Here is a 24,627-nt window from a genome sequence, read left to right as displayed (position 1 = left end):
GGCACGTTCAGCGATATAATTGATATTTCCCAGCGAGTTCGGTAGGCGGTCGTCGCACGAATATCGCCGTGAGGGAGGTCAGTTCCGATGGACCTCAACACCATCACCGAAGTCGTCCGGCGGCCCTCCGGCAGGCCAGGCGCGGACTGGCGCGAAAGCGACACTTGGCTCGCGGGCGGAACGTGGCTGTTTTCCGCGGAGCAGCCGGGCCTGCGCCGCCTGATCGACCTGACGGCGTTGCGCTGGGATCCTCTCGTCCCGAGCGACGCGGGCCTCGAAATCGGCGCAACGTGCACCATCCGCGACCTGTACGCCTTTGCTCTGTCGGGTGATGGGATCGCGGGCACCCTTTTCACGAAAAGCTGCGAGGCGTTCCTGTCCTCGTTCAAGGTCTGGAACGCGGCGACCGTCGGCGGCAACATCTGCATGTCGTTGCCCGCCGGCCCGATGATCACGCTGACGGTCGCACTCGAGGCGACGTACGAGTTGTGGGCTCCTGACGGGTCAGCGCGCACCGTCGACGCCCTCGACTTCGTGACTGGCGACAACCGGAACATTCTCACCCCCGGGGAAGTCTTGCGGCGCATCGACATTCCGGCGCGCGCCCTGAGAAAACGCGCCGCGCACCGCCGGTTCACGCTGACCCGCCTGGGTCGTTCGACGGTATTCCTCATCGGCACTCAAACTCCGGGAACGAGTGACCTGGTGCTCACCGTCACAGCCGGCACGACACGGCCTGTGCGCATCGCTTTCGACACCATGCCCGATGCCCGAACGCTACAGCAGAGCATCGACGTCATCCCCGAAGACGTCTGGTTCGCCGACCCCAACGGGACCCCCGACCACCGTCGCCACCTGACCAAGCACTTCGCCGAGGAGATTCGTCGCGAACTCATGGCCGGGGGCCCGGCATGACATATATCGTGAACGGCAAGAGCTTCGACGAAGAACCAGCCCCCGGACAGTGCCTGCGCACTTTCCTCCGCGCACTCGGCCACCATGGCGTCAAAAAGGGTTGCGACGCAGGCGATTGCGGCGCATGCACGGTGTGGTTGGACGGCGATCCGGTACACAGCTGCATCACCCCTGCCTATCGCGCGGAGGGTCGTGAGGTGACGACGATCGAGGGCATCGGCTCACCCGGCGATCTGCATCCCATGCAGCGACAGTTCCGTGATGCCCCGGGGTTCCAATGCGGTTTCTGCACCGCCGGGATGATCATGACGTCGGCAGCGTTCACCGAGGCCCAGAAGGAGGACTTGCCGCAGGCATTGAAAGGCAACCTCTGCCGCTGCACCGGCTATCGAGGGATCGAGGATGCCGTGAAGGGCGTCGCCGGCGTGGAGACAGCCGCGCCGGGAAAGGCCGTCGGGACGAGCGTCAGTGCCCCGGCAGCCGACGACGTGGTAACCGGTCGTGCCGAGTTCACCATGGACACCCATATCGAAGGCATGCTGCACCTCAAGGTGGTGCACTCACCGCACGCGCATGCCCGGATCGTCTCGATCGACAAGACCGCCGCGCTCGCGGTTCCCGGTGTGCACCGGGTCTACACCTGGGAAGATGTGCCCCGCAAGCGTTTCACCACGGCGATCCACACCGACCATCTCGTCGATCCGGACGACACCTTCATCCTCGACAACACGGTCCGCTTCGTCGGCCAACGCGTCGTTGCGGTTTTGGCCGACACGGTGCGGGCGGCGGAAGAGGGCTGCCGAAGGGTCGACGTGGAATACGAGGTGATGCCGGCGGTATTCGACCCCGAAGAGGCGATGGCCGACGGGGCGCCACAGCTGCATGGCACGCACGATCCATTCGTCCGCGATCCCGTCCACAACATCTTGTTCGAGATCCATTCGCATATCGGCGATATCGACGCGGGGTTCGCCGAAGCCGATGTGATCCACGAAGGCACGTACTCCTCACCGCGAGTGCAACACGCGCATCTCGAGACCCACGGCTCCATTGCCTGGATGGACGACGGCCGTCTGAACGTCCGCACCAGTTCGCAGTCGCCGTCGGTCGCAAAAGGAAAACTCGCCTATCTCTTCGCGCTGCGCCCGGACCAGCTCCGGGTGTTCTGCAAACGCGTCGGCGGAGGCTTCGGCGGCAAACAGGAAGTCATCTCGGAGGATCTGGTCGCGCTCGCCACCCTGGACACCGGGCGGCCCGTCTGCTTCGAGTACACCCGCGAGGAGGAGTTCACCACCGCTTCGCCACGGCATCCGATGACGTTGACGGTCAAGCTCGGCGCGAAGGAGGACGGAACACTCACGGCGTTCCAGGTCCGCAATGTGTCGAACACGGGCGCCTACGGCAACCACGGCGGCGAAACGCTGTATGCGGGCGGCGCTGCCGTCATGATCTACCGCTGCCCCAACAAAAAGTACGACGCGTTCTCCGTCTACACCAACACCATTCCCAGCGGGGCACTGCGCGGTTACGGGATGACCCAACCGGCGTTCGCCGTGGAATCGGCGATGGACGAACTGGCACGCACACTGCGCATCGATCCGCTCGAACTGCGACGGTGCAATATCGTGCGACCGGGTGATCCGCTCGTCGCCATGCACGAAGGCCCCGACGACGTGGTATTCGCCGAGGACGGACTCGCGAAGTGCATCGATCTCGTGGACGACGCCATGGCCCGTACGGCCGATGAGCCGCCCCCCGGGTCCGGCTGGCTCGTCGGGATCGGCGTCGCGAGTTCCGTGCACGAGACCGCGCCACCGACCGAACACATCTCCGAGGCCTGGGTCACGCTGGGCAACGACCTCATGTACGAGTTGGCCGTCGGCACCGTCGAATTCGGCGAGGGCACGTCGACCGCGCATGTCCAGATCGCGGCCAACCAGCTGGGCACGACGCCGTCGCGGATTCGCCTGGTGCAAGCCGACACCGACCGCACGGGATTCGACACCGGCGCCTTTGCGAGTGCGGGCCTTTTCGTGGCGGGCAACGCGGTACTCCGAGCGGCCAACGCCGTGCGCGACCGCATACTGGACTTGGCCGCCGCGCACCTGGGTGTCCATCCCGCGAGGTGCTCGCTGGACGAGGAGGGTGTCGTCTGCGGCGACCAGCGCGTGTCGTTGGCCGAGCTCGTCGCATTGGCCCGAGCGCGCGGAGTTCGATTCACCGCCGCCCGCAAGGCCTACGGCTCACCCCGGAGCGTCACCTCCAATACGCAGGGCTTCCGCATCGCCGTCCACCAGGTGACGGGAGAGATCCGTATCCTTCACAGCGTCCAGGCGACCGACGCCGCCGTGGTCATCAACCCCGCGCAGGTACGGGGACAGGTGGAAGGCGGTGTCGCCCAGGGCATCGGCTTCACACTGACCGAGAACCACCACGTCGACGCGGACGGTGCCATGGCCAACCCGAACCTGCGCAACTACCGCATCCCCGCCTACGCTGACATCCCCCGCACCGACGTGCTCCTGGCGGACTCGGCGGACTCCGTCGGTCCCCTGCGGTCGAAAGGGATCGCGGAATGCTGTATCAACCCGGTGGCCCCCGCGCTGGCGAACGCCCTCCACGACGCCACGGGCGTCCGCTACCGCGCGCTGCCGCTCACGCCCGAACGGATTTACAGCCGGCTCAACGAAGACCAGGCCGGCGCCGAGGGACCGAGCGAATGAACACCGAAAAGCTCGAAGACGCCGCGGCGACGGTCATCATCGGCCTGAAGGTTCTGCCCGGCCTTGAGCGGGAGTACGAGGCATGGCAGAAGGGCGTCAACGCGGCTGCCGCCGAATACCCCGGGTACCTCGGTGACGAGATCTCCCGGCCCACACCCCTGCAACCCGAATGGGTTGTCGTATACCGATTCGACTCGATAGCCCATCTGCAAGCGTGGATGAACGGGGCGACCAGACAGAGTCATCTCGATATCGGCAGCAAATACTTTGACGGCCCCGCAACCCAGCAGGTGGTCAGCGGCTGCACGCAGCCAAGAGACCCTCTGGTGACCGTCGTGGTCACCCATCGCGTCCACCCGAACCAGGTCGACGAATTCCTCGACTGGCAGCGCCACATGAACCAGGAGGAGAGCGCATTCGAAGGCTTTCGCGGAACCGAGCTCTTCCGCCCCATCGAGGGACTTCAGGACGAATGGACCACGCTGTACCGATTCGACAACGCCGAGCACCTCGACACCTGGCTGACGTCACCCAGACGGCAGAAACTTCTCGCTGAAGGCCAGAAGTTCAACGACTTCAAACTGCGCACGATCGACAACTCGTTCGGCAGCTGGTTCGCCTTCGAAGGGAACGGCAACGACGCCCCGCCGCCCTCGGAAACCAAAACCGCCATCGCGGTGTGGGTCGGCCTGTACCCGACCGTTGTGCTGCTGACGCTCGCCCTGTCGCCGCTGAAGATGCGGCTCTGGCTCGGGCTGCTGGTGGGCAACCTGCTGTCCAGCTTCATCATGAGCTTCCTGACGATGCCCTACTACGTGAACCGGCTGCTCAAGCGGTGGCTGAGGCCGTCACCGGACGAATCGGCGGCGAAGACCAACCTCGTCGGCCTCGGCATCGTCGCCGCGGTGACCGCCTTCTGGGGCGTTGTCTTCTACGTCGTGACGACCCAGATCTGGACGCTGCCCTGACCCACGGCCGACCGCGTAGCGCTCGGCGAGTTCGGCGCCGATCCGTGCCAGTTCGGCCTGGACGGCGGGTGGTTCGAGTACGTCGATCAGCGCGCCCCAGCCGGCGAGGTGCCTGGCGATGTCCAGCGGGGTCGGTGCGGCGATGCGGACCCGAGCGCGTCCGTCGTCGAGTTCGGCGTCGAGGTGACAGTGTCGCCCGAAGTGGTTGCGCAGTACCGACACGTGCCGGGCCTCGATGAGCACGGTGGCCCAGGTGTGTGAACGCCGCTGCTCCACCTCGCCGACGACCCGTTGCCACGCGGTGGCGAGCGTGAAGTCGTCGGGGCGCTCGGCGGGCTGGTCGGTGGGCTCGGCCGCGACGATCCGGTCGACCCGGAAGGTTCGCTGCCCTCGTTCGGTTCCGGCGATCAGGTACCAGGTGTCGTCCTTGTCGACCAGGCCCCACGGATCGACCAGCCTGCTGGTCCGCTTCCGGGCGTGGTTGTCGTAGGTCAGCCGGACCTTCCGGCGGCTGACCACGGCGGCCTGCAGCCGCTCGACCAGCTCGGGCCGCCGGCGTTCCCGCTCGCCCCAGCGGGCGGGGTCGGTCATGGTGGCGTCGGCGGCGGCCGCGGCGTCGGCGCGGAAGGTCTGCGGCAGCGCCCGTACGAGCTTGCGCAGCGCCGCCTTGGCCTTGGCCGAGACCGCCGCGGCCGGGCCGACGAGCAGGAACAACGCCTGCGCCTCGGTGGCCGACAGTCCGCTGAGGTCGGTGCGGGCGCCTCCGACGAGCGACCAGCCGCCGCCGCGTCCGGGCTGGGGGTATACGGGAACGCCCGCCGCGGACAGTGCCTCCAGGTCGCGGCGGGCGGTGGCCACGGACACCTCCAGCTCGTCGGCGAGCTCGGCGGCGGTCACCCGGCCGCGGGCCTGCAGGAACAGAAGGGTGGCGATGAGGCGGTCGGCGCGCATGTCTTCAGCCTCGATCATAAAGTGCTCAATTGGTGAGCACTTCAAGTCGGAGGATGGTCACATCACCGATTGAAGGAGAAGAACCCCCATGCTGCGCGGACTCACCACCGTCACCTTTTTCGCCGACGATGTCGCTGCTGCCCAGAGCTGGTACACCGAGCTGCTCGGCTTCGAGCCGTACTTCGTGCGCCCGATCGAGGGCGTGCCCGCGTACGTCGAGTTCCGCATCGGTGACTACCAGCACGAACTCGGCATTGTCGACCGACGGTTCGCCTTGCCCGGCCGGTCGGGCGAGGGCGAGGCCGGGGGCGCGGTGGTCTACTGGCACGTGGACGATGTGCAGGCCGCCTTCGAGCGGCTGCTGTCCCTGGGGGCCACGGTGCACGAGAAGCCGGTCGAGCGCGGGCCCGGGTTCGTCACCGCGTCCGTGGTCGACCCCTTCGGGAACACCCTCGGAGTGATGTACAACCAGCATTACCTGGATGTTCTGGGGTCATAGGAATGGGTCGGCCGGTGGCTAGCGGGTCGTGTAGGCGCCCCCGTTGACGTGGATCGTCTGGCCGGTGATGTGCCGGGCGCCCGGGGAGGCGAGGAAGAAGACGGTCTCGGCGATGTCCTGCGGGGTGCCGGGGCGCTTGTTGTGAGTCTCGGCGACGAGGGCGTCGTGGCGCTCGCGGGTCAGTCGGTCGCCGAAGAAGTTGGTGTTCTCCACGTACCCGGCCGAGATCACGTTGGCCGTGACGCCATGTGGGCCGAGTTCGGCGGACAGGAAGGCGTTCCAGGCGGCGAGCGCGGCCTTGGCCGCGCCGTAGCCACCGCCGCCCCGTTCGGCGCCGATGGAGCCGATGCTGGTGACTGTTCCGCCGGGCGCCATCCTTTCCCGGACGGCGGTGGTGGTCAGAACGGCCGTCATCAGGTTCTGCGCCCAGTTGGCTTCCCATTGGGCCCTGACCTCGTCGAGTGGCGAACCGTCATCGGTGGCCGCGCGGGGCAGGCCGCCCGCCGCGTTGACGAGAACGTCGAGAGTGCCGCGGGTGTCACCGAGGCGGGCGGTCAGCGCCTCGATCTGGCGGGGTTCGGTCGCGTCGCAGACGACGCCGTGGACGCCGAGCTCCTTGGCCGCTCGTTCGACGGTCTCCTGGCGGCGCCCGGTGACGGTGACGTCCGCGCCGTCGGCGGCGAACCGGGCGGCGGCGGCCAGGCCGATGCCGCTGGTTCCTCCGGTGATGAGCACGGTGCGGGGCATGGGTGGCTCCTTCCAGCTGCTACGTTTAGATCTAAACGTAGGGGGATCGAAGGGGAGTCCGCAAATGGCCGACGACGACACCGCGTCCCCGGAACAGCCGCCGGAGCCCTACCCGGTGGCGGAGATCGCCGCCGCCTGGCGGCGCGAACGCCCCGGCGCCCCGACCGAGTCGATCGAGATCGTCACCCCCATCTGGCGGCTGGCGAAACTCTTCGACGACGACCGCGCCAGGGCCCTGCGCGCGGCGGGCATCGATGCCGCCACCCTCGACCTCCTCTCGGTGATCCGCCGCTCCGGACCCCCGTACGCGCTCACCACCCGGGAGATCAGCCGCCGGACACTGGTCACCGCGGGTGCCATCTCCCAGCGCGTGGCGCGAGCCGAACGCGAGGGGCTGGTACGGCGCGCCCCGGGCGGAACGGGGCGGCGCAGTGTGCTGGTGTCCCTGACCGACCAGGGCCACGCGCTCATCGAGCGCTCCGTCGACGAGGTGCTGGGGCGCGAGGCCCGGCTGGTGGCGGGCTTCTCGGGGGAGGAGCGGGGGCTGCTGATCGGTCTGCTGGACAAGCTGACGGTCGATGTCAGACGGCGGCTGGAAGCCTCGGGAGAGTGACCGGGGCGTCGGCCGGGCCCTGCCGGACGGATAGGGTCCGGCACAGGCACTGACGGACCCGAACCGCGAGGATGTGACGGGTGAGCGAGACAGAACTTCTGGCCGGGCGGTTCGAGGAGCACCGCTCCCATCTGCGCGCGGTGGCCTACCGCATGCTGGGTTCGCTCAACGAGGCGGACGACGCCGTTCAGGAGACCTGGCTGAAGCTGAGCCGCTCCGATGTCTCCGAGGTGCGGAACCTGGGTGGTTGGCTGACCACCGTGGCGGGCCGGGTGTGTCTGGACATGCTGCGCTCCCGCGGTGCGCGGCGTGAGGAGCCGCTGCAGGACCAGGAGGACGGTCAGATCCGGCTGCCCGATCCGGTGGTCAGCGGTCCGGGCGGGGTGGATCCCGAGCAGGAGATGTTGGTCGCCGACTCGGTGGGCATCGCCCTCATGATCGTGCTGCAGACCCTTTCACCCGCCGAGCGGCTCGCGTTCGTCCTGCACGACCTGTTCGCCGTGCCCTTCGACGAGATCGCCCCCGTCCTGGGCCGCACCTCCGCGTCCACCCGGCAGCTCGCCAGCCGCGCCCGCCGCCGGGTGGAGGGGGCCGCGCCCGCGGCGGACACCGACCTCGCGCGCAGGCGCGAGGTCGTGGACGCCTTCCTCGCCGCCTCGCGCGGCGGCGACTTCGACGCGCTCCTCGCCGTCCTCGACCCCGACGTCGTGGCGCGCTCCGACGGCGGCACGCTGCGGCCGAGCCTGCTGCGGCGTGGCGCGGCGGATGTGGCCTCGCAGGCGATCACCTTCGCGCGGTTCGCGGAGGCCGGGCACGCGGCGCTGGTCAACGGCTCGCCCGGGGTGGTCGCGTTCGCGGAGGGCCGCGTGATGTCGGTCATGGCGTTCACGATCCGCGGCGGCCGGATCACGGCCCTCGACATCCTCACCGACCCCGAGCGCCTCGCGCGGATCGACGTCAGCGTGCTGGGCGGCTGATCCGTATCGTGATCACTTGCCGCTCGGCGCCGCCGACGGTGAGCGCGGGTCCGCCGCGGGCGCGACCTCCTGGAGCCGCGTGATGCGGCCGGTGCGCAGCTCCAGGTGGGTACCGGTGAAGCGGGTTCGGATGCGGCGGTCGTGGGTGACGATGACGACCGCGCCCGAGTAGCTCGTCAGGGCTCCTTCCAGCTCTTCGACCAGGGCGGGGGAGAGGTGGTTGGTGGGCTCGTCGAGCAACAGCAGGTCGGCGGGGTCGGTCACCAGGCGGGCCAGCTCGATGCGGCGCCGTTGCCCGTAGGACAGCTCGCCCACCTTCAGCCGCAGGTCGGCCGGGCTGAAGAGGCCGAGCGAGAGGAGGGTGTCGGTGTGGTCGTCCAGGTCGCCCGCCCGGCCGTGGGCGAAGGCCTGCGGCACGGTCAGGTCGGGTGGCCACGGGGCGGCCTCCTGCCGCAGGTGGGCGATGCGACCGTGGGTGTGCACCGTTCCGGCTTCCGGGTGCAGTTCGCCGGACAGAACCCGCATGAGCGTCGTCTTGCCCGCTCCGTTGGGCCCGGTGATCAGCAGCCGCTCCGCGCCTCCGAGCCGCAGCGACGGCACACACAGCCGGTCCCCGACGCGGACGCCGGTGAGTTCGGCCGCCACCTGCGGCGTCCGGTCGTCGGAGGTGGTGATGCGGGCGGCGAACACCAGCGGGTCGGGCGGCGGGGCGACGGGATTGCCGGTGAGGCGCTCGACGCGTTCCTTGGCGTTGCGGATGCGGACCATCGCACCGTGGCCCCGGCCACGGGTACGGAAGCCGCCATGGCCGAACACGGCGAGCGGCACTTTGCGGGGGATCGCGTCAAGGCGGGCCACATTCGAGGCGGCCAGCTTCTCGTTGCGGGCCAGCTCGGCACACCAGTCCTCGTATTCCCGCAGTCGGCGTCGGCGCTCGGCGGCCTTCGCGGCGAGATAGCCGTCGTAACCGTCGCCGTAGCGCGACACCTTGCCCTCGCCGACTTCCAGGATCGTGGTGGTGACCCGCTCCAGGAACACCCGGTCATGGGTGACCGCGAGCACGGTGCCGGGATGCGCCCGCAGGTGCGCCTCCAGCCAGGCCACGGCCGAGTCGTCCAGATCGTTGGTCGGCTCGTCCAGCAACAGCAGCTCCGGCCGCGACGCCAAGGTGGCGGCCAGCGCCAGCCGCGACCGCTCGCCACCGGACAGCGTGCCGAGCGTCCTGCCGCGGTCCAGACCCGGCAGGCCGAGCCCGTGCAGGGCGATGTCCACCCGGGTATCCGCCTCGTATCCGCCGCGCGCCTCGTACCGGGCGACCAGCCCGGCATAGGTGTCCAGCCCGGCCGTGAGCTCCGCGCCCGCGAGGCCCCGCAGCCCGGCCTCGGCATGGCGCAGCCGCGATTCGAGATCGCGCAGATCGGCGAGGGCCACGTCGACGGCGTCTTGGACACTGGCCTCGGGCGGCAGCTCCAGAGACTGGGCGAGATGGCCGACGCCGCCCGGCGCGACCACGGTCAGCTCGCCGTTGTCGGGCAGGTCCTGCCCGGCGAGGAGCCTCAGCAGGGTGGATTTCCCGGCCCCGTTGTCGCCGATGATTCCGGCCTTCTCGCCCGGCTTGACGGTGAAGGACACGTCGTCCAGCACCACGTGGTCGTCGTAGCGGCGGGTGATGTTCTGAAGTGATAGTTGTGCGGCAACCATGGAAGAGTCCCCTGTTCTCGGTGATTGCTCTCGGCCATGCCGATCAGAACGCGCGACGGCGGAGCCAAGCTCAACGCGGTCGCGCGGGGACTGTCACAGAGAACCCATGTGCAGCACCGTACCCCGGGAGGCGGCACCCTCACACGCCATTTTCGGCCGCCGATTCGCCGGGTGGGAGACAGCCGCCTGGTGGCCCCGAACGGCGGGGGCTTAGCATGAGCTCCTGGCATGGACACCATCACTCTCTGGGAATTCGTCGCGCTCGCCGGGGCAGCGACGCTGGTCGGCTTCTCGAAAACCGCCGTCAGCGGCGCCAACACCGTCAGCCTCGCGGTCTTCGCTGCCGTACTGCCGGCCCGCGAGTCGACCGGGGTACTGCTCCCGCTGCTCATCGTCGGCGACGTGTTCGCCGTTTACACCTATCGCCGCCACGCCGACTGGACCACGCTGGTGCGGCTGTTCCCCGCGGTGGCCGCCGGGGTGGTGGCGGGCACGGTGTTCATGCTGTGGGCCGACGACGCCGCGGTGCGCACCTCGATCGGGGCGATTCTGCTGCTGATGGCCGGGGTCACGGTGTGGCGTCGGCGCGCGGCCGCGAAAGCACAGAAAGCACAGAAAGCACAGAAAGCAGGGGAAGCTGGGGAAGCGGGAAAAGCTGGGGAAGCGCGAAAAGCGGGGGACGTGGGGAAAGAGGCGGGGGAGCGGCAGGGCGGCGCGCGGCTCAAGGCCGGGTCGTACGGGGTGCTCGGCGGCTTCACCACCATGGTGGCCAACGCGGGCGGCCCCGTCATGTCGCTGTATCTGCTCTCCGCGGGCTTCCGGAAGCTCGGTTTCCTGGGCACCTCGGCGTGGTTCTTCCTGATCGTCAACGTCGCCAAGGTGCCCTTCAGCGTCGGCCTCGGCCTGATCGACGGACACTCGCTGCTGCTGGACGCGGGCCTGGCCCTGTTCGTCGTACCCGGGGCGTTCCTCGGCAAGGCGGTCCTGGACCGGATCAACCAGCGGCTCTTTGAACAGCTGGTGCTCGCGGCCACCCTGCTGGGCGGCCTCCAACTGCTGCTGCGTGGTTAAGAGGCCGCTCGTGACTCGATGAGCGCGGCGAGGCCGTCCAGGGCCCGCGCCAGGCCGAAGCGGAAGGCGTATTCGGGGTTGTACGCGCTCTGGTGGGCCTCGCCCGCGGCGCTGCCCACCCGGGCCGCGAGGGGATACCGCTCGGCGTCGAAGACCTTGGCCAGCAGGGGCGCGTGGGCCTCCCACCACTGTGCGTCGGACATCGCGCTTTCCCGGCCGGCCGCCTGTGCGTCCAGCTCGGCGCGGGCCACCGAGCGGACGAAGTCGAGCAGGAAGGTGAGCGCGGCGTCGATCTCGATGTCGTCCAGGCCCAGGCCCTCGAAGGCGGCCAGCTCGTGCTCGTACTTGGCGATGATCCCGGGGCCGAGCGGCGGGCGGGTGGCGGGCAGGGTCGCCACCCAGGGGTGGCGGCGGCACAGCTCCAGGTTCTCGCGGGCGATGGCCTCGACCCTGGCGCGCCAGGGGGCGGCGGCCGGTCGACCCGAACAGGCGGTGTGCTCCATCTCCAGATAGGCGGTGTCCAGCATGAGGTCCAGCAGTTCGGCCTTGCCGGGGACGTACGTGTAGAGGGTCATCGGCGTGACGCCGAGCCGCTGGGCCACGCCGCGCATGGTCAGCGCCTCCAGGCCGCCGGAGTCGGCGAGCGCGATGGCGGCCTGGACGACGGCGTCGACGCTGAGGCCCTGTTTGGGGCCGCGGCGGGGTGGCGCGTCCGCGGGGGCGGGCTCGCGCCACAGCAGTTCCAGGGTGCGGGCCGGGTCGCCGGCGCCGCTGCGTTCCTTGGCCATGTGCCCTGTTCACCGTTCCTTGCCCTGCCGCGCTCCTCCGCGGACCCGATCTGCTCCGTACGTCTACTCCGTACATCGTATAGAGTACATCGTACAGCGATATGCAGGCCATGCAGTGTTCCAGGAGGAGTAGCCGTGAACGCCACGTCCGAACCCCGCCCGGCCGACAGCCATCATGTGATCCAGGTCCGCGGAGCCCGGGCGAACAACCTCAAGGACGTCTCCCTGGACATCCCCAAGCGTAGGCTCACGGTCTTCACCGGAGTGTCCGGATCGGGGAAGTCCTCGCTGGTCTTCGGCACCATCGCCGCCGAGTCGCAGCGCCTGATCAACGAGACGTACACGGCCTTCATCCAGTCTTTCATGCCGAGCCTGAGCCGCCCCGACGTGGACGGGCTGCACAACCTGAGCGCCGCGATCGTCGTCGACCAGGAGCGGATCGGCGCCAACTCGCGCTCCACCGTGGGCACCGCCACCGACGCGTACACCATGCTGCGGATCGTCTTCAGCCGGCTCGGCACCCCGCACATCGGAACCTCGTCCGCCTTCAGCTTCAACAGCCCCGAGGGCATGTGTCCGGCCTGCGAGGGGCTCGGCCAGGTCTCGAAGATCGACGTCGACCAGCTGGTGGACCGCGAACTCTCGCTGAACGAAGGGGCGATCACCGTCCCGAACTTCGGCGTGGACACCTGGTACTGGCAGGTGATGGCCCACTCCGGACTCTACGACCCGGACAAGAAGCTCAAGGACTTCACCGAGCAGGAGTGGGCGGACTTCCTCCACAAGGAGTCCACCAAGATCAAGATCGGGTCCAACAACCTCACCTACGAAGGGCTCGTCACCAAGATCCAGCGGCTCTACCTCTCCAAGGACCGCGAATCCATGCAGGCCCACATCCGCGCCTTCGTGGACCGGGCCGTCGTCTTCGCCGACTGCCCGGACTGCGGCGGCACCCGGCTGAGCGCCGCCGCGCTGTCCTCCACGATCGGTGAGGTCAACATCGCCCAGTGCTCCGCCATGCAGATCAGCGACCTCGCCGAGTTCATACGCGGCATCGACGACGCGTCGGTGGCCCCGCTGCTGGGCAATCTGCGGCAGCTGCTGGAGTCGCTCGTCGAGATCGGGCTCGGCTATCTGAGCCTCGACCGCCCCTCCGCCACCCTCTCCGGCGGCGAGGCGCAGCGGGTCAAGATGGTGCGCCACCTCGGCTCCAGCCTGACCGATGTGACCTACGTCTTCGACGAGCCGACCGTCGGGCTGCACCCCCATGACATCCAGCGGATGAACGACCTGCTGCTGCGGCTGCGCGACAAGGGCAACACGGTGCTGGTCGTCGAGCACAAGCCCGAGGTGATCGCGATCGCCGACCATGTCGTGGACCTCGGCCCCGGGGCGGGCACGGGCGGCGGCGAGATCTGCTTCAGCGGGGACGTCGCCGGGCTGCGCGCCTCCGCCACCCTCACCGGGCGCCACCTGGAACACCGGACGCGGCTGCGCGAGGCGGTGCGCACCCCGCGCGGGCAGCTGACCATCAAGGGCGCGGACCTGCACAACCTGAAGAGCGTCGACGTGGACATCCCGACCGGGGTGCTGACCGTGGTCACCGGCGTGGCCGGCTCGGGCAAGAGCTCGCTGATCCACGGCTATCTGGCCGGGCGGGACGGGGTGGTGGTGGCCGACCAGTCGCCCATCCGCGGCTCGCGCCGCTCCAACCCGGCCACGTACACCGGGCTGCTGGGCCCGATCCGCACCGCCTTCGCCAAGGCCAACGGCGTCAAGGCGGCGCTGTTCAGTGCCAATTCGGAGGGCGCCTGCCCCAACTGCAACGGCATCGGGCTCATCTACACCGACCTGGCGATGATGGCCGGGGTGGCCTCGGTGTGTGAGAAGTGCGAGGGCAAGCGGTTCACGCCCGAGGTGCTCACGTACACGCTGCGCGGCAGGAACATCAGCGAGGTGCTGGGCATGTCGGTGGCGGAGGCGCACGCGTTCTTCCCCTCGGGGCAGGCGCACGTCCTCCTGGGGCGGCTGGTGGACGTCGGGCTGAGCTATCTGCGGCTCGGCCAGCCGCTGAACACCCTCTCCGGCGGCGAGCGCCAGCGCCTCAAGCTGGCCATCCACATGGCCGAGAAGTCCTCGACGTACATCCTGGACGAGCCGACCACCGGACTGCACATGGCCGACGTCGACAAGCTGCTGGCCCTCCTGGACCGCCTGGTCGACGACGGCAACACGGTCATCGTCATCGAACACCACCAAGCCGTGATGGCCCACGCCGACTGGCTCGTCGACCTCGGCCCCGGCGGCGGCCACGACGGCGGGCAGGTGGTGTTCACCGGCACCCCCGCCGCCCTCGTGGCCAGCGCGGACACGCTGACCGCCCGCCATCTGCGGGAGTACGTGGGGGCGTGACGCGCGCGGTGTGCGAGGTGTGCGGCGTGGTCAGCGAGGGGCGGTGAGCCGGAGCCGGTAACGGACCGCGGGGCGCCCGCTGAGCTCGATGTCCTCCACGGCCGTGAACCCGCTGCGTCGGAGCACGGCCGTGGAGGCAGGGTTGTCGAGCGTGGCGGCCGCCGTGAGGGCCGAGAGCCCGTACGACCCCGCGGCCAGCCGGCACACCTCCGCCACCGCGGCCGTCGCGACACCCCGGCCCGCTGCCCGCTCGCCGACGCGGTAGCCGAGGTCGGCGGAGCCGTCCTGGACATCCACGAGATTCACCCGGCCGACCAGCTCTCCCGCCTCGTCCAGGACCACATGGAAGTGGCACACACCGGCCTCCTGCTCGTCGAGCCGGAGGCGGTGAAGGGAGGGGAACTCCGTGAAATACGTGTCGCCCCGGTCCGGGATGGACCGCGCGAAGTACTCCCGGTTCTCTCGCTCGAAAGCCAACAGCGCCGACGCGTGGTCCGCCCGGAGCCGCTCCAACCTGACCGTGATCATGCCCAGGAGCATACGGGGCCCGGGGGTCCGCACGGCGTCAGCGCCGGTGTTTCGATCGAGGGGATCGTCGACACGGGTGATCATGTCCTTCGGCACCCGTTCCGGGTGCGCTCCCGTCCACAGCCCGCGGGCCCGGACGAGGGCCGTGTCACACCCTGGCACGACGCTCCCCGGCTCCAGCGGGGGCCGGGCCGGTGCTGCGGCGGACGACCAGCTCGGTGGGGATGTCCACGCGGACCCCGGGCTCGGGTGCCCGGTGGAGCTGGTCCAGCATCAGGGCCAGGCAGCGGCGGCCGACCTCGGCGAAGTCCGTACGGACGGTGGTCAGCGGCGGCAGCAGATGCGCGGCCTCGGGGATGTCGTCGTAGCCGACCACGCTCACGTCCTCGGGCACCCGGCGCCCGGCCTCGTGCAGCGCGCGCAGCACGCCCACCGCCATCTGGTCGTTGGACACGAAGACCGCGGTGACCTCCGGGCGCTCGGCCATCCGGCGGCCCAGCTCATAGCCACAGTCCGCGCTCCAGTCGCCGGTCAGCGGCTCGGGCGCGACGGCCCCGGCGTCCTTCAGGGCCGCCCGCCAGCCGTCGACGCGCGCCTCCGCCGCGATCCAGCCGACGGGGCCCGCGATATGCCAGACGGTGCGGTGGCCCAGACGCAGCAGATGCTCGGTGGCCTGGCGGGCGCCGGACGCCGAGTCCCCGGCGACGACCGGGACCCGCTCCCCGAAGCTCTTGTCGAGGGTGACCAGCGGAATGTCGTGGCCCGACTCGACCAGGGCCTGGCTCACCGAGCGCTGCGGCGCGATGGCGATCACGCCGTCCGCGCCCTCGCCGAGCAGCCGGTCCAGCGCGCCCGCCACGGACGCCTGGTCGGTGGCGGTCAGCGCGATCGTACTGACCAGGTAACCGGCCGACTGAGCCGCCTCGTTGATGCCCGCCAAGGTGGCGGCCGGGCCGAAGCGGGTCGCGTCGAAGGAGATCACGCCGAGCATCCGGCTGCGGCCGCTGGCCAGCGTCCGGGCGCTGGCGGTCGGGCGGTAGCCCAGCTCCCGCATGGCGGCCCGCACCCGCTCGCGGGTCTCCTCCCGGACCTTCGGGTGATCGTTGAGCACCCGCGAGACGGTCTGGCCGGACACCCCCGCGAGCCGGGCGACGTCCGCCATCAGAACCCGGGAACCGGCCGTGCTTCGGCGGCGCCTGGTCCGGGCGGGCTCCGCCATACCGGGCCTTCCTTCCTGCCTGCTGCGTTTGCCTCTACAGCCTAGGCCCCGGGCTCCTGTGGCGGCCGCCGGACGGCGGCCAGGGCGGGGCGGGGCGGGCGGCGGCGGCCTGTCAGGGCAGGAGGCGCCTCGACGGTACATCGAGGGGGGACGGCGGGCCCACCGTCCGCTCGTCGGCGAACGCCTTCGCGAACCTCTCGTACGCGGTCCGGATGTGGTGGGCCATGGCCTCCTCCGCCAGGTCCGGCTCGCACCCGCTGATCGCCTCGCTGATCCGCCGGTGTTCGACGACCGTGTTGGCGGTGTCGATGTCCTCCGGGTACAGGCGGAAGGTGTGCAGATGGCAGTGCGTCTGCTGGTACGCCTGCTCCACCACCACGTTGTCGGACGCGCGGAGGATCGCCGCGTGGAACGCGGCGTCGTGGGCCACCAGATGCTGACGGACGTCCTTGAGGCCGGCGGCCCGGTCGCCGTCCCGGCGCTGTTCCAGGACACGCTCGAAGGCGGCCAGCTCGCGGTCCAGGGCGGTGCCGGGGTTGCTCAGCCGGTCGACCGCCGCCGCCCGCGCCGCCCACGGCTCGACCAGCAGGCGGAACTCGAACAGCGCGCGCAGGCCGGTGAGGTCGAGCAGCGGTGTGGTGCTGTAGCCCCGGCCCGGCTGATAGGTGATCAGGTTGTCGCCCTCGAGCCGCTGCAGGGCCTCCCGTACCGGTGTCTGCGAGACGCCGAGATCCCGGGCGAGGGCGACGGTGTTGATCCGCGTGTCGGGCGGGATCTCGCCCTCCATGATCGAGGCGCGCAGTTTGGAGTAGACCTCGGTCGCAGCGGGCTTGGCCGTTGTCTTGGGTGGCACGCACACCTCGTCGGTCGGGGCTTCGGAACGTCTGGGTCGCGATCGTAACCGTCCGTCCCCCGGGCCCATGGAGAGATCGGACCGGCTGAAGGCATTGACGCCCATATAGAATCTGACTTAAGTCTATAGAGGCCAGTCGGACCCTATACATCAGCGTCGATGTCCGAAGGACGGTCCTGTGACTTCTGCACGTGTTCAACCCGCGGTGCGCCCGCCGCGGGCCGCCACCCGGACGAGGTGGCTCATCATCTGGCTGGCGTTCGCCGGGTTGGCCATCAACTACCTCGACCGCTCCAGCCTCAGCGTCGCCCTGCCTTTCATGGGCGAGGACTTCCATCTTTCCGGCACTCAGCAGGGTCTGGTCTTCGCCGCCTTCTTCTGGGCCTACGACTTCTTCCAGCTGGTGGCCGGCTGGTACGTCGACAAGGTCGGCCCCCGCCGGTCCTTCACCATCGCGGCCATCTGCTGGTCGGTCTTCACCATGGCCACCGCACTGGCCCGGGGCTTCTGGAGTCTGATCACGGTCCGGTTCCTTCTCGGCGTCGGGGAGAGCCCGGCGCCGAGCACCTCCGCGAAGGTGGTGGCCACCTGGTTCCCGGTACGGGAGAGGGCGTTCGCCACCAGCGTCTGGGACTCCGGCTCGCGCGTCGGGGCTGTGATCGCCCTTCCGATCGTGACCCTCATCGTGGCGCTCACCTCATGGCACACCGTGTTCCTCGTGATCGGCTGCGTCGGGCTTCTCTGGGCGCTGGTGTGGTGGCGGGTCTACCGCAGCCCGCGGGAACACCCCGGCTGCAGCGAGGCGGAGGTCGAGTACATCGAGTCCGGCGGTGCCCGCGGGGAGGCGAACGACGACGAGGAGGCCGTCGCCCTCAGCTGGCGCTCCCTCTTCCGGTACCGCACCGTGCTCAGCATGATGCTCGGCTTCTTCTGCCTGAACAGCGTCATCTACTTCTTCATCACCTTCTTCCCCAGCTACCTGGTCAGCGAGCGCGGCTTCGACCTGCTGCAACTCGGCTTCTACGGAGCCATCCCGGGCATCTGCGCCGTCGTCTCCGGATGGCTCGGCGGCCTCGCCGCGGACCGCGCCGTCCGCCGCGGGCACAGCGTCAACCGGGTGCGCAAGGTCACCATCGTCGGAGGACTCACCGGCGGATCGGTCATCATGGTCGCCGCCCTCGTCCCCCAGGCGTGGATGGCGCTGGCACTGCTGTCCGTCGCCTACTCCAGCCTGACGGTCGCGGGCACCGGCATCTGGTCGCTCCCGGCCGATGTCGCGCCCAGCTCCCGCCACGTCGGGATGATCGGCGGGATCCAGAATTTCGCCTCCAACTTCGCCGGGATCCTCACGCCCATCCTCGTCGGGGTGATGGTCGACCGGACGGGTTCCTTCGTCGCGCCGCTGGTGGTGATCGGCTGCCTGGCGCTGCTGGGGGCGCTCAACTACCTCCTCCTGCTGGGCCGGGTCCGGCCCTTGGAGGTCAAGCCCCGCTGACCGTACGGACAACCTCAGTTCCGCACCCGACCGCAACCCACACCCCCACCCATCCATCCAGGGAGCACCATGACCACGATCACCGCCGTGGACGTCCTCGACGTCCGCTTCCCCACCTCGCTGACGGCCGACGGCTCCGACGCGATGAACAAGGACGGTGACTACTCGGCGACGTACGTCGTGCTGCGCACCGATGACCCGGAGCTCTCCGGTTACGGGTTCACCTTCACCATCGGGCGGGGGAACGACCTGTGTGTCGCCGCGGCCGAGCAGCGGGCCCGCCCGCTGGTGGGGCGCGGCGTCGAAGAGCTCACCTCCGATCTCGGCGCCATCTACCGCGAGTTGCAGTCCGACTCGCAGCTGCGGTGGCTCGGCCCCGAGAAGGGAGTGGTCCACCTGGCTCTCGCGGCGGTCATGAACGCGGTCTGGGACCTCGCCGCCCGCCGGGCCGGACTTCCCCTGTGGCAGCTGCTGGCACGGATGACCCCGGAGGAACTGGTCGACGCCGCCGACCTGCGCTACCTGACGGATGCCATCACCCGTGACGAGGCGATCGCACTCCTGACGCGGCTGGCGGACACCCGCGAGGAGCGCGTCGAGCAGCTCGAGAAGACGGGCTACCCCTGCTACACCACCTCCGCCGGATGGCTCGGCTACTCCGACGACAAGCTGAGGGCCTTGTGCCAGGAGGCCGTCGACGCGGGCTACCGCCACGTCAAGCTGAAGGTCGGCGGGAAGCTGTCCGACGACGTCCGGCGGTGCGCGATCGCCCGGGAGGTCATCGGCGCGGACGCGCAGCTGATGATCGACGCCAACCAGGTCTGGGACGTCCCCGAGGCCATCGAATGGGTCCGCGCTCTCGCCGAGTTCGAGCCGCTGTGGATCGAGGAGCCCACCAGCCCCGACGACATCCTCGGGCACGCCCGGGTGCGCAAGGCGGTGGCGCCCATCGGAGTGGCCACCGGGGAACACGGAATGAACCGAGTGCTGTTCAAGCAGCTCTTCCAGGCCGAGGCCATCGACTACTGCCAGCTGGACGCCTGCCGCCTGGCCAGCGTCAACGAGGTGCTGGCCGTCCTGTTCATGGCGGCCAAGTTCGGGGTGCCGGTGTGCCCGCACGCCGGTGGGGTGGGACTGTGCGAACTTGTCCAGCACCTGTCGGTGTTCGACTTCGTGGCCGTCTCGGGAAGCCTCGAAGGGCGCGTCACGGAGTTCGTCGACCATCTGCACGAGCACTTCGTGGACCCCTGCGTCGTCCGCGACGGCGCGTATGCGCTGCCCCGGCAGCCCGGCTACAGCGCCCGGATGTACGACGCCTCGCTCGCCGAGTACGCGTTTCCCGACGGCGCGTACTGGGCGGGACGCGCCGCGGAGGCGGCCGCGGCACAGGCGGTCCGCTGAGGACCCGGCCCACCAGTCCAGCTCACCAGCCACGCAGAGAACACCGAAGGGCTCCCACGGATGCACGCAGCACGGTATGTCGGCAACAACACCATCAGCGTCGGACCGGCCACGGTGGACCCGCCGCCGGCGGGCCACGTCCAAGTGGAGGTGGCCTTCACCGGGATCTGCGGCACGGATCTGCACATCCTGCACGGCCACATGGACGCGCGGGTCACGCTCCCGGCCGTGATCGGGCACGAGATGTCCGGCCGGATCGCCGCCGTCGGGCAGGGGGTCGAGGGCTGGGCGGCCGGTGACCCGGTCAGCGTGATGCCGCTCGCCTGGTGCGGCGCGTGCCCCGCCTGCGCCGCGGGGCACCAGCACATCTGCCACCACCTCGACTTCATCGGGATCGACTCGCCCGGATCGCTGCAGACCCGGTGGAACGTCCCCCAGGAGGTGCTGGTCCGCCTGCCCGACACGCTCCCCCTCGACCACGCGGCGCTCGTCGAGCCGGTGGCCGTGGCGGTCCACGACGTGCGGCGCGCGGACGTCAGGCCCAGGGAGAAGGCGGTGGTCGTCGGGGGCGGCCCGATCGGCGTTCTCATCGCGGTGGCGGCCCGGCACGCCGGGGCCCAGGTCCTCGTCGCGGAGGTGGACCAGGAGCGCCGGGCGATGGTGGCCGACCTCGGATTCGAGGTCCTCGACCCGGGCGCCGGCGACCAGGACGCCCTGGTCGAGGAGTGGACGGCGGGTGCTGGGGCGGACGTGGTGTTCGAGGTCTCCGGCTCCGCGGCGGCAGTGCTCGGCGCCACCTCACTGGCCCGGGTCCGGGGGCGGCTGGTCATCGTGGCCATCCACCCCCAGCCCCGCCCGGTGGATCTGCAGCGGGTCTTCTGGCGTGAGCTGACCATCCTCGGTGCCCGGGTCTACCAGCGGCAGGACTTCGAGACGGCCGTGACCATGCTGGCCGACGGCGTCGTCCCGGCCGATCGGCTGATCACCGGCACCGTGCCCCTGACGCAGGTGGCGGACGCGTTCGACCGGCTGTCCGCGGGCAAGGACATGAAGGTCCTGGTCGACTGCCAGGCGGTGGGGCGATGACGGGGACGACGATGGCGAACCCCTTCGATCTGACCGGCAAGCTCGCGGTCGTCACCGGCGCCAGGCGTGGCATCGGCAAGGCGATGGCCGAGGCCCTCGCCGCGGCCGGAGCGGACATCCTGGGGGTGAGCGCCACCCTCGAATCCCAGGGCAGCGCGGTGGCGGCGGCCGTCGAGGCCCATGGGCGGACGTTCACCGCCCGCCGGGTCGACTTCGCCGACCGGGCGGCGGTCCGCGCGCTCGGAGCCGAGCTCGCCGCCCTCGAACGGCCCGTGGACATCCTGGTGAACAACGCCGGGACGATCGAGCGGGCCCCGGCCGCCGAGCACCCGGACGAGCTGTGGGACCGCGTGGTCGAGGTCGATCTCAACGCCCCGTTCGTGCTCACCCGCGAGGTGGCCAAGGCCATGATCGCCGGGGGTCGCAAGGGAAAGGTCATCTTCACCGCGTCGCTGCTGAGCTTCCAGGGTGGTATCACCGTGCCCGGCTACGCGGCGGCGAAGTCCGGCATCGCCGGGCTCACCAAGGCGCTGGCCAACGAATGGGCGGCGCACGGGATCGGCGTCAACGCCATCGCCCCGGGTTACATCGCCACCGACAACACCCAGGCGCTCCGCGAGGACCCCGAACGGCACCGCGCGATCGTGGAGCGCATCCCCGCCGGCCGGTGGGGACGGCCCGAGGACATCGCCGGGGCCACGGTGTTCCTCGCCAGTGCCGCGTCGGACTATGTGTCGGGCGTGGTGCTGCCGGTCGACGGGGGATGGCTGGGCCGTTGACGACGCCCCGGCCGCCGACCGAGAAACCGCGAGTGTGCGAGACCGCGGGGTCTGGGTGACATGGCGTTCCCGGCGGGCGGGCAGGCCTGCCCGCCGGGTTCACCGGCCCGGCCGCGCTACGACTTCTCGCGTACCCGGTCGCCGGGTGCCGGGCGGACCGGCTCGGGGGACGGTCCGGCGGTGGTGGCCGCGCCCGCGTCGGCAGCGATGGAACGCGCGTCGGCGGCTGCCGGGCGCGTGGCGGTGGCACGGATCAGCCAGACCGTCGTGGCCAGGCAGATCGCCGAGACCGCGGCCAGGATGAGCGGCACGGCCCGGATGCCGGACAGTTCGATGGCCTTGCCGAGCGCCGGGCCCGCGGCCACGCCGCCGACCATGGACGCCGCGATGACCAGCGCCCCGGCCCGGCGGGCGCGCGGGGCCGCGTCGTTCAGCCAGGGCAGGCCGGTCGGGAAGATCGGCGCGATGAACAGGCCGACGCCCGCGTACGCGTACGGGGCCAGTGCGGGCACCGTGGCGAGCAGCAGACAGGCGGTCATGCCCGCACAGCTGACCACGATGATCGACCGGGCTGGCCAGCGCAGCGCGAGGGGCGCGACCAGGAAGCGGCCGACGGTCATCATCAGCCAGTAGACGGAGGTCGCGGAGGCGGCGGCGGTCGCGCCGTAGCCGACGGTCTCCAGGTGGGTGGGCTCCCAGCCGCCGACGCCCGCCTCGATGCCGACGTGCAGGACGTAGAGGAGGACGAAGGCGCCCAGCACGGTGGCCAGGCTGCGGGACCGCGCCCGCGCCCGCAGCGCGTGTGCGTCGTCCACTCCCGTGGCCTCGTCGTGGTCGCCCTCGCCGTCCGCCGCGTGCGGGGGAGCCTCGTCCCGCACCCCGGCCAGGCACAGCAACAGCGGCAGGGTCAGCACGGCGAAGCCGAGGAAGACGGCGGTGTAGTGCTCCGCCCCGACCAGGCCGATCAGCGCCGGGCCGAGGATCGCGCCGATGCCGAAGTGGGCGTTGAGGACGTTGAGCATGGCGGTGCTGCGGCGCCCGAACCCGACGGCGAACAGCTGGTTCAGCCCGTAGTCGATGCCGCCGAAGCCGAGGCCCGCCACCAGCGCCATGGCGAGCGCGGCGGGCCATGCGGGGGCGAGGGCGAAACCGGCCGCGCCGACGGCCATCAGCAGGTACGAGCCGCCCAGCAGCTTGCGGTTGCCGATCCGGGCGGCGGCATCGGCGCGGCCGAAGAGCCGGTCGAAGACGAGGACGCCCGCGACGCCCCCCACGAAGTGGGCGCTCAGGCCGAGACCCGCGGTGGAGGGCGTCAGACCGTACTCGTCGCGGAAGGCGGGGATCGACGGTCCGTAGAGGGCCTGCAGCGCGCCGATCAGGATGAAGCCCACGCAGGACGCGACCACGGCGGCGCGGCTGAACAGCGGGGTCCGGTCGTCGGGTCGGGGGAGCGGGGGCGTGCTCGGAGGCTTGTCCACGACGGGAGTGTTACCGCTAACATTCTGCCCGTCAAGGCATTTGCCACGGGACAGGGTGCGCTGCTCGGGGCGGCCCTCGCACACGCTTGCGCCACCGGCCGCCTCGGGTAAAGTGATCGCGGCTTCAGTAGTGAACGACCGAGGAGGTGAGACCCATTACCGCTGTGTCAGGTCGGGTGCTCTCATCTCACGGCCGTGCGGTCCCTCAGGGATAGGTGACCGCGGGAGCGCCCAGAGGCGTTCCGAAAGGCTCCCATGTCGGTCTCACCGTCACTTCTCCCCCTCTCCGCCATCGTCACCAGGCTCCGGGCCGTCGGCTGTGTCTTCGCCGAGGACGAGGCGCGACTGCTCGCCACCACGGCCCGCACCCCCGATGAACTCGCCGCCATGGTCGACCGGCGCGTGGCGGGGCTGCCGCTGGAACACGTCCTCGGCTGGGCGGAGTTCCACGGTCTGCGGATAGCCGTGGACCCCGGCGTCTTCGTACCCCGCCGGCGCACCGAGTTCCTCGTCGACCAGGCCGTCGGCCTGGCCCGGCCCGGGTCCGTCGTCGTCGACCTGTGCTGCGGCTCGGGCGCGGTGGGCGCCGCGCTGGGCGCGGCCCTGGCCCCGATCGAGCTGTACGCGGTCGACATCGAGCCCGCCGCGGTGCGGTGCGCGCGGCGCAACATCCCCGCCGGGGCGGGCCGGGTGTACGAGGGTGACCTCTACGAGCCGCTGCCCGCCGCGCTGCGCGGCCGCGTCGACGTCCTGGTCGCCAACGCCCCCTACGTACCCACCGACGCCATCCGCCTGCTGCCCCCGGAGGCCCGCGACCACGAGCCGCGCGTCGCGCTGGACGGCGGCGCGGACGGGCTCGACGTCCAGCGGCGGGTGCTCGCCGGGGCGGCCCAGTGGCTGGCGCCCGGCGGCCATCTGCTGGTCGAGACCAGCGAGCGTCAGGCACCGCACACCGCCGAGACCTTCGCCCGGCACGGGCTGAACGCGCGGGTCGCCGGGTGCGAGGAGCTGAGCGCGACCGTCGTCATCGGTACCAGGCCCGCCACGGACTGATCCGCCTGTCCGCGAGGTGTCCGCCGGCGCGGCCGGGGCCGCGCCGGCGGACCGGCGCTGTGGACTCACGTCAAGCGATTGCGGACGGAGGCGCATGGCCCCCTTCTTCCGGCCTGACACCGTGACGAGTGACCGCGATTGAGACGCACCATGGTGAACGGCGAACGGCGAACGCCGAAGGCGGATTTCCCGATTCGCCGGACAGGCGCGTCCGATCCCTCACCACTCCGAGGAGAATGCACCGGGATTCCCGGAGGATGCCCCGGCCTTCAGGACTCTGCTGAGGAATACGTGATTCGAGCAGGGCTGGGTCGTTGGTCCCCCATGGTTGTTGTGGTCGTGGGCGGGAGGGCCGAGAGATGTCGCTGGA

21 protein-coding genes are annotated in these 24,627 nt (G+C 70.4%); 13 read left to right on the top strand and 8 right to left on the bottom strand.

Annotated elements, in window-relative coordinates:
• The first annotated feature begins 87 nt into the window (after positions 1-87).
• From PV419_RS39205 to PV419_RS39195, 3 genes are read left to right on the top strand one after another with little or no spacing between them, the layout of a single operon-like run.
• Entirely contained in the window at positions 88-915 is an 828-nt protein-coding gene (locus PV419_RS39205) for an FAD binding domain-containing protein (RefSeq protein ID WP_319697216.1), read from the top strand.
• Positions 912-3,638 (top strand): molybdopterin-dependent oxidoreductase, encoded by a 2,727-nt coding sequence (locus PV419_RS39200; protein ID WP_319697215.1) that lies wholly within the window; start codon positions 912-914, stop codon positions 3,636-3,638. The genes PV419_RS39205 and PV419_RS39200 overlap by 4 nt, the downstream gene beginning before the upstream one ends.
• Positions 3,635-4,606, top strand: a complete 972-nt coding sequence (locus PV419_RS39195) for an antibiotic biosynthesis monooxygenase (RefSeq protein ID WP_319697214.1) — start codon at positions 3,635-3,637, stop codon at positions 4,604-4,606. Before PV419_RS39200 ends, PV419_RS39195 begins: the two co-directional genes overlap by 4 nt.
• Here PV419_RS39195 and PV419_RS39190 read toward each other — a convergent pair.
• Positions 4,487-5,575, bottom strand: a complete 1,089-nt coding sequence (locus PV419_RS39190) for a helix-turn-helix transcriptional regulator (RefSeq protein WP_319697213.1) — start codon at positions 5,573-5,575, stop codon at positions 4,487-4,489. The genes PV419_RS39195 and PV419_RS39190 overlap by 120 nt on opposite strands.
• A gap of 70 nt (positions 5,576-5,645) precedes the next feature.
• Here PV419_RS39190 and PV419_RS39185 point away from each other — a divergent pair, with 70 nt between their 5' ends.
• The gene (locus tag PV419_RS39185; protein ID WP_319697212.1) at positions 5,646-6,056 is read left to right on the top strand and encodes a VOC family protein; all 411 of its coding nucleotides are present in this window, start codon (positions 5,646-5,648) and stop codon (positions 6,054-6,056) included.
• Between the two features lie 18 nt (positions 6,057-6,074).
• Here PV419_RS39185 and PV419_RS39180 read toward each other — a convergent pair whose 3' ends face one another.
• Entirely contained in the window at positions 6,075-6,803 is a 729-nt protein-coding gene (locus PV419_RS39180; protein WP_319697211.1) for an SDR family oxidoreductase, read from the bottom strand.
• Positions 6,804-6,867: 64 nt separating this feature from the next.
• On the opposite strand from PV419_RS39180, the gene PV419_RS39175 reads away from it, so the two are divergent.
• Both PV419_RS39175 and PV419_RS39170 read left to right on the top strand, forming a co-directional pair.
• On the top strand, positions 6,868-7,416 hold the full coding sequence (locus PV419_RS39175; RefSeq protein ID WP_319697209.1) for a MarR family winged helix-turn-helix transcriptional regulator: 549 nt from the start codon (positions 6,868-6,870) through the stop codon (positions 7,414-7,416).
• 80 nt (positions 7,417-7,496) lie between these two features.
• A complete protein-coding gene (locus PV419_RS39170; protein WP_319697207.1) occupies positions 7,497-8,393 on the top strand; it encodes a sigma-70 family RNA polymerase sigma factor in 897 nt (298 codons plus the stop codon).
• A 12-nt stretch (positions 8,394-8,405) separates the two neighbouring features.
• Here the strand turns inward: PV419_RS39170 and PV419_RS39165 are convergent, their stop codons facing one another.
• Positions 8,406-10,094, bottom strand: a complete 1,689-nt coding sequence (locus PV419_RS39165) for a TlrC/CarA/OleB/SrmB family ABC-F type ribosomal protection protein (RefSeq protein WP_319697206.1) — start codon at positions 10,092-10,094, stop codon at positions 8,406-8,408.
• Positions 10,095-10,322: 228 nt separating this feature from the next.
• Between PV419_RS39165 and PV419_RS39160 the strand changes: the two genes are divergently transcribed.
• On the top strand, positions 10,323-11,165 hold the full coding sequence (locus PV419_RS39160; protein ID WP_319697205.1) for a sulfite exporter TauE/SafE family protein: 843 nt from the start codon (positions 10,323-10,325) through the stop codon (positions 11,163-11,165).
• On the opposite strand, the gene PV419_RS39155 is transcribed toward PV419_RS39160, so the two are convergent.
• A complete protein-coding gene (locus PV419_RS39155; protein WP_319697204.1) occupies positions 11,162-11,953 on the bottom strand; it encodes a TetR/AcrR family transcriptional regulator in 792 nt (263 codons plus the stop codon). The genes PV419_RS39160 and PV419_RS39155 overlap by 4 nt on opposite strands.
• 177 nt (positions 11,954-12,130) lie before the next feature.
• Here PV419_RS39155 and PV419_RS39150 point away from each other — a divergent pair, with 177 nt between their 5' ends.
• Positions 12,131-14,365 carry an excinuclease ABC subunit UvrA gene (locus tag PV419_RS39150; protein ID WP_319697356.1) on the top strand — a complete coding sequence of 745 codons (2,235 nt, stop codon included), beginning with the start codon at positions 12,131-12,133 and terminating at the stop codon, positions 14,363-14,365.
• Between the two features lie 30 nt (positions 14,366-14,395).
• Here PV419_RS39150 and PV419_RS39145 read toward each other — a convergent pair whose 3' ends face one another.
• From PV419_RS39145 to PV419_RS39135, 3 genes are all read right to left on the bottom strand, one after another.
• The gene (locus tag PV419_RS39145; protein WP_319697202.1) at positions 14,396-14,893 is read right to left on the bottom strand and encodes a GNAT family N-acetyltransferase; all 498 of its coding nucleotides are present in this window, start codon (positions 14,891-14,893) and stop codon (positions 14,396-14,398) included.
• A 148-nt stretch (positions 14,894-15,041) separates the two neighbouring features.
• Positions 15,042-16,112 (bottom strand): LacI family DNA-binding transcriptional regulator, encoded by a 1,071-nt coding sequence (locus PV419_RS39140; protein WP_319697201.1) that lies wholly within the window; start codon positions 16,110-16,112, stop codon positions 15,042-15,044.
• Positions 16,113-16,224: 112 nt separating this feature from the next.
• Positions 16,225-16,965, bottom strand: a complete 741-nt coding sequence (locus tag PV419_RS39135) for a GntR family transcriptional regulator (RefSeq protein WP_319697200.1) — start codon at positions 16,963-16,965, stop codon at positions 16,225-16,227.
• A gap of 178 nt (positions 16,966-17,143) precedes the next feature.
• On the opposite strand from PV419_RS39135, the gene PV419_RS39130 reads away from it, so the two are divergent.
• The 4 genes from PV419_RS39130 (at position 17,144) to PV419_RS39115 (ending at position 21,726) form a co-directional block, all read left to right on the top strand.
• Complete coding sequence (locus PV419_RS39130) at positions 17,144-18,460, top strand: MFS transporter (RefSeq protein WP_319697199.1); 1,317 nt, start codon at positions 17,144-17,146, stop codon at positions 18,458-18,460.
• Positions 18,461-18,529: 69 nt separating this feature from the next.
• Positions 18,530-19,861, top strand: coding sequence for an L-fuconate dehydratase (locus PV419_RS39125; protein WP_319697197.1), 1,332 nt, complete (start codon positions 18,530-18,532; stop codon positions 19,859-19,861).
• 60 nt (positions 19,862-19,921) lie between these two features.
• On the top strand, positions 19,922-20,947 hold the full coding sequence (locus tag PV419_RS39120) for a zinc-dependent alcohol dehydrogenase (RefSeq protein ID WP_319697195.1): 1,026 nt from the start codon (positions 19,922-19,924) through the stop codon (positions 20,945-20,947).
• Positions 20,944-21,726 (top strand): SDR family oxidoreductase, encoded by a 783-nt coding sequence (locus PV419_RS39115; protein WP_319697193.1) that lies wholly within the window; start codon positions 20,944-20,946, stop codon positions 21,724-21,726. Before PV419_RS39120 ends, PV419_RS39115 begins: the two co-directional genes overlap by 4 nt.
• 116 nt (positions 21,727-21,842) lie before the next feature.
• On the opposite strand, the gene PV419_RS39110 is transcribed toward PV419_RS39115, so the two are convergent.
• Complete coding sequence (locus PV419_RS39110; protein WP_319697192.1) at positions 21,843-23,204, bottom strand: MFS transporter; 1,362 nt, start codon at positions 23,202-23,204, stop codon at positions 21,843-21,845.
• Between the two features lie 255 nt (positions 23,205-23,459).
• Here PV419_RS39110 and PV419_RS39105 point away from each other — a divergent pair, with 255 nt between their 5' ends.
• Positions 23,460-24,257: a putative protein N(5)-glutamine methyltransferase gene (locus PV419_RS39105; RefSeq protein ID WP_319697191.1), complete on the top strand. Its 798-nt coding sequence runs from the start codon at positions 23,460-23,462 to the stop codon at positions 24,255-24,257.
• Positions 24,258-24,627: the final 370 nt, after the last annotated feature.

The organism is Streptomyces sp. ME19-01-6 (assembly GCF_033793745.1).
In the GTDB taxonomy this organism is placed as follows: Bacteria; Actinomycetota; Actinomycetes; order Streptomycetales; family Streptomycetaceae; genus Streptomyces.
The sequence above is the reverse complement of the archived record's forward strand: the minus strand, read 5'-3'. Positions and strand labels throughout refer to the sequence as shown.

Bases quoted from the DNA above. Each gene is read 5' to 3' on its own strand.
- PV419_RS39205 (WP_319697216.1), top strand. From the start codon at position 88: ATGGACCTCAACACCATCACCGAAGTCGTCCGGCGGCCCTCCGGCAGG.
- PV419_RS39200 (WP_319697215.1), top strand. From the start codon at position 912: ATGACATATATCGTGAACGGCAAGAGCTTCGACGAAGAACCAGCCCCC.
- PV419_RS39195 (WP_319697214.1), top strand. From the start codon at position 3,635: ATGAACACCGAAAAGCTCGAAGACGCCGCGGCGACGGTCATCATCGGC.
- PV419_RS39190 (WP_319697213.1), bottom strand. From the start codon at position 5,575: ATGATCGAGGCTGAAGACATGCGCGCCGACCGCCTCATCGCCACCCTT.
- PV419_RS39185 (WP_319697212.1), top strand. From the start codon at position 5,646: ATGCTGCGCGGACTCACCACCGTCACCTTTTTCGCCGACGATGTCGCT.
- PV419_RS39180 (WP_319697211.1), bottom strand. From the start codon at position 6,803: ATGCCCCGCACCGTGCTCATCACCGGAGGAACCAGCGGCATCGGCCTG.
- PV419_RS39175 (WP_319697209.1), top strand. From the start codon at position 6,868: ATGGCCGACGACGACACCGCGTCCCCGGAACAGCCGCCGGAGCCCTAC.
- PV419_RS39165 (WP_319697206.1), bottom strand. From the start codon at position 10,094: ATGGTTGCCGCACAACTATCACTTCAGAACATCACCCGCCGCTACGAC.
- PV419_RS39160 (WP_319697205.1), top strand. From the start codon at position 10,323: ATGGACACCATCACTCTCTGGGAATTCGTCGCGCTCGCCGGGGCAGCG.
- PV419_RS39155 (WP_319697204.1), bottom strand. From the start codon at position 11,953: ATGGCCAAGGAACGCAGCGGCGCCGGCGACCCGGCCCGCACCCTGGAA.
- PV419_RS39145 (WP_319697202.1), bottom strand. From the start codon at position 14,893: ATGATCACGGTCAGGTTGGAGCGGCTCCGGGCGGACCACGCGTCGGCG.
- PV419_RS39140 (WP_319697201.1), bottom strand. From the start codon at position 16,112: ATGGCGGAGCCCGCCCGGACCAGGCGCCGCCGAAGCACGGCCGGTTCC.
- PV419_RS39125 (WP_319697197.1), top strand. From the start codon at position 18,530: ATGACCACGATCACCGCCGTGGACGTCCTCGACGTCCGCTTCCCCACC.
- PV419_RS39120 (WP_319697195.1), top strand. From the start codon at position 19,922: ATGCACGCAGCACGGTATGTCGGCAACAACACCATCAGCGTCGGACCG.
- PV419_RS39115 (WP_319697193.1), top strand. From the start codon at position 20,944: ATGACGGGGACGACGATGGCGAACCCCTTCGATCTGACCGGCAAGCTC.
- PV419_RS39105 (WP_319697191.1), top strand. From the start codon at position 23,460: ATGTCGGTCTCACCGTCACTTCTCCCCCTCTCCGCCATCGTCACCAGG.